The sequence below is a fragment of the Paenibacillus sp. 32352 genome (genome assembly GCF_002042965.1).
Lineage (GTDB): Bacteria > Bacillota > Bacilli > Paenibacillales > NBRC-103111 > Paenibacillus_S > Paenibacillus_S vulneris.
This window is the reverse complement of the sequence record NZ_MZNT01000028.1, coordinates 1-3,766: the sequence shown is the minus strand read 5'-3', so window position 1 is coordinate 3,766 and position 3,766 is coordinate 1. Positions and strand designations below refer to the sequence as shown.

The window sequence follows — 3,766 nt, the reverse complement described above, 5'->3', positions numbered from 1 at the left end:
GGCTTGCTTATCGTTTTATTTTTGAGCTTGTTCATTCATTGAGAAAAAAGAAGGGAAGCTTCATGGCAGCTTCCTTGTGTGTTAAAGCCTGAAATCCGAAAAATTTTCTTGGTACCCCGGTGGGGTATCCCCTTCCGGCCGCTGTTGTTCTCGAGAAATCTTGATTATATTCGGTTTGGCGGGAATTTCTCGAGAACAAAGGCGGATGCTACCGCTCCTCCAGGGGATACCCCCCTACACCTTTCACCATTTTCAGGACAAGCGGGTTTCTCTACAGACTCCAGGCGTTCATAAAGAACGCCTTTTTGTTGTTTAAAGAAGAGGAGAGCGGCGCTGCTGCATCGTCGCTCGTGTAGAAGGAAATGCTGTGGAATTAGCAGCGAGAAGAAGGAAAGACGCGTTAATGCGGTGAAGAACCTAATCTCGATGAGAATAGGCCAGTATAGATTCGTCCCAGTGGCATTGTTTGTCGCTTTTTCGGAGATTTTGGGGTATTTCCGGTTTTGGGTGGCCAAACGCGGTTTTTCTCGAAAAAAACGGTTTGATATACTTAATAGAATAGATTAGAGAAACCATATCACACAGGGAGTGACATAGTTGAATCACGAGGAACTGCTGGGACGTCGGAGCGAAATATTAAAACGCCATATTGGGAATTTGGTTCATAAAAGCAATCAGCATGGCTTGACCGAGCAAGAAACGATTTTTTTAAAGGATATCGTCAAGGAATTTCACCGGAACAAATATGAAATGAACGCCAGCCGGAAAAAGTAACCCTGATTTTCAATAAAGAGAGTCTGAACGCGATGAAGCGTCAGGCTCTTTTTTTGCTATTATAGACTTTATAATTTCGGGGCTCCCCGCAAAGTACCTGAATCAGCTTCGAAGCCAAGGCCCATTATTTTAAAAAAAATTATTTATTTTCTTCAATTGTATAAAGGATTGAATTATTTTGCCCGGTATAGGTCTGAAGACTTATAAGCGCAATGCCCGCGGCTGCCGGTCGTAACAACTAAAACTGTTTCAAAAATAAAATGAATGAATAAAAAAATACCGCTCCTTTACCGGTTTGTAGAAACCAATAAGTGAGCGGTATTTGTTGGTTTGCTGTTGAACTATCGCGATGAGCTCGTGATTCGTCGATTTTACTTTACAAATGTTGAGTAGGTACGCTTTCTTCGTGCTATTTAATTTAAATTAATATAATAGCTGGTCGTTGAAGAACTGGCAACAAACTGAACGTACCCTGAACCAATATTATTAAAGTTTGCATCATATGCGGTAACTACAACCCTATAAGATTTCCCGGGTACAAATCCGGTAATATTTCTATCAGTCGCAGTCTGACTACCAAATTCAAAAGTATAATTATCAGTTAGATTAATAGCAGCGAAGTCGTATCTATATAGATTAGGAACTGACTTCCAGGAAAAATTAATAGAAAATGCGGCTAGCTGAGCATTCGAAACTTGATTAGCAGCTACTACACTTGCAATGGTTGAAGAAGCAGCCTGATTATTATCTTGAGCGAAAGCTGGAACAGCAGAAGCAAATAAAAGACACGTTGCGAAAGTGGATGCGATCAGTTTTTTCATAGCTAAAACACTCCTCTTTAATAATTTTTTTCGTCTCACAAAACTACCAAATTGAGGAATTAATTTTGATAATAACTCCTTCAATGTTAGTATTTGTTAGGACATATATAATATAACATAATATACAAATATTTCAAGTATAATTATAGTAATAGTACACAATCACCTTTCGTGTGAATAAGCAACTTCTTCGCTTATTGACAAATTTACACATAACTTATCCATAGACGATGAAATCATAATTTCCTAAACAATAGAAAAAGAACCGCGCAGATGCCCATTCTGCGCGGTTCTTTTTCTATTCCGGAAGACTTGTCCTGAGACGTCCGATCTCATCTCCGCTGGACACCTCCACCGCTGCAGAGAAATTCCCGCCCTCAACCCGTCGCATATTGTGCTTCAGCTGCTTTAAAGGCCTGGTTATCGCTCTGGACATTAGCACCGACAGTACGGCGATCAATACCGTAGCCAAGGCGACGATGATGTATAGCGCGAGACGAACGTTTTGAATCCCTCAGGACTTCTCGGTAAAAGGCACGACGCCGATAATTTTCCAGCCGGTAGCCCGCGAAGTATAGAAGCTGACCATCGTTTCAACGCCTTCATAAGGCAAGATCAGATGTCCGCTCTCCTGCTTGAGGCTGTCCGCGCAGATTTGGGGGTTACCTTAAAGTCACTGAATCAGCTTTGGAGCCAAGTCTCTATTGTGGGGTTAGTTCTGTTTTTGGATGGGTCATGAATGGGCAAGCCAGCCTGCTCATGTCCTCCGAGCTGCATAAAATAGGCAGGCTATTCGCAAACTAGACGTCGGAAGGTTTTTACAAAAAATGCAAAATTAGCAGAAGGTTTGCCGCAAAAATTGACATCTAGGCACAACTGGAGGAGGAAGCAGGATGACCTGGCTAGTGGAAGCTTTGCCTTTAATTTGGATAGCTCTCGGCGTCGTCATGATGCTGGTTCTGAATATCACGTTCAAGCTGAACAGCGTGCTGGCACTGCTTATCGTATCGGTGATCGTCGGTATACTGGAAGGAGAGCCTTTAGACAAACTGGTGCTGTCCATCCAGAACGGGTTTGGAAGCACCTTGGGAAGCTTGGCCCTCATCATCGGCTTCGGGGTCGTTATCGGGAAGCTGATGGTCGATTCAGGAGCCGCCCAGCGGGTAGCTACGACCATCTTGAATAAATTCGGCAAAAAAAATGTGCAGTGGGCGATCATGCTGTCCGGCCTCATCTTTGGGGTGTCGATGTTCTATGAGGTGGCTTTCGTTATTCTGGCTCCGCTGGTCGTTAGTATTGCGATTGAAGCGGAGGTCGCCTTTCTTCCTCTCGGCATGACGATGGTAGCTGCGGCCACCACGGCGCACAGCTTATTCCCGCCGCAGCCGGGGCCAACAGCCCTTGTATCCGCCTACCATGCGGATATGGGATTGGTTTACATTTACGGCATCATCGTGGCCATTCCGACGATTATCTGTTCAGGCATTCTTTTGCCGAAGCTATTGAGAAATCTGGACAAGCCGGCGCCCCCCATGCTGCAAAAGCCTAGAGTGTTCACCGAACGGGAAATGCCCGGCTTCGGAATCAGCTTGTTCGTGCCGCTTATTCCGGCCATCATTATAACTGCCGCGACCCTGCTCAAGCTGTTTCTGGATCCCAAGAGCGAGGCTTTTCTTATCATCAACTTCCTGGGAAGCGCGGTCATCAGCATGCTCATCGCCGTCATTGTCGGGATCTTTGCCTTCGGGCTAAACCGAGGCAAAAAGATGCCGGAGATTATGGCCTCGTTCGCCGATGCCATCGGGTCGGTTGCCATGATCATCTTCATCATCGGCTCCGGCGGCGCATTCAAGCAGGTTATTTCCGATTCGGGCGTCGGCAATTACATTGCGGCCTTGATGCAGAATTCGGTCATTTCCCCCTTTATAATGGCGTGGATCATCACGGTCATTCTGAGGCTGGCTACCGGAGCGGGGACGGTCTCGGCTATTACGGCGGCAGGCATTGTAGGGCCGCTCGTCCCTACGTTCCATGTGGACCCTGCGCTGATGGTGCTTGCCACCGCTTCCGCCAGCAACACGATTACGCATGTGAACGATGCCGCGTTTTGGCTGTTCAAGGAATATTTCAATTTATCGATTAAGGATACGTTCAAGACATGGGGCTTGCTT

4 protein-coding genes are annotated in these 3,766 nt (G+C 45.8%); 2 read left to right on the top strand and 2 right to left on the bottom strand.

Annotated elements, in window-relative coordinates:
- Window positions 1–597 precede the first annotated feature (597 nt).
- Window positions 598–774, top strand: coding sequence for a hypothetical protein (locus tag B1728_RS36505; protein ID WP_179136333.1), 177 nt, complete (start codon window positions 598–600; stop codon window positions 772–774).
- 413 nt (window positions 775–1,187) lie between these two features.
- Here B1728_RS36505 and B1728_RS35360 read toward each other — a convergent pair whose 3' ends face one another.
- Together B1728_RS35360 and B1728_RS37430 are read right to left on the bottom strand one after the other, a co-directional pair.
- On the bottom strand, window positions 1,188–1,595 hold the full coding sequence (locus B1728_RS35360; RefSeq protein ID WP_079915108.1) for a hypothetical protein: 408 nt from the start codon (window positions 1,593–1,595) through the stop codon (window positions 1,188–1,190).
- 298 nt (window positions 1,596–1,893) lie between these two features.
- Window positions 1,894–2,031: a HAMP domain-containing protein gene (locus tag B1728_RS37430; RefSeq protein WP_368665243.1), complete on the bottom strand. Its 138-nt coding sequence runs from the start codon at window positions 2,029–2,031 to the stop codon at window positions 1,894–1,896.
- A gap of 457 nt (window positions 2,032–2,488) precedes the next feature.
- Between B1728_RS37430 and B1728_RS35350 the strand changes: the two genes are divergently transcribed.
- A partial coding sequence (locus tag B1728_RS35350; protein WP_079915106.1) for a gluconate:H+ symporter occupies window positions 2,489–3,766 on the top strand: 1,278 nt, incomplete at its 3' end.

Coding starts and splice junctions, on each gene's coding strand:
- B1728_RS35360 (WP_079915108.1), bottom strand. CDS start 1,595: ATGAAAAAACTGATCGCATCCACTTTCGCAACGTGTCTTTTATTTGCT.
- B1728_RS37430 (WP_368665243.1), bottom strand. CDS start 2,031: ATGTCCAGAGCGATAACCAGGCCTTTAAAGCAGCTGAAGCACAATATG.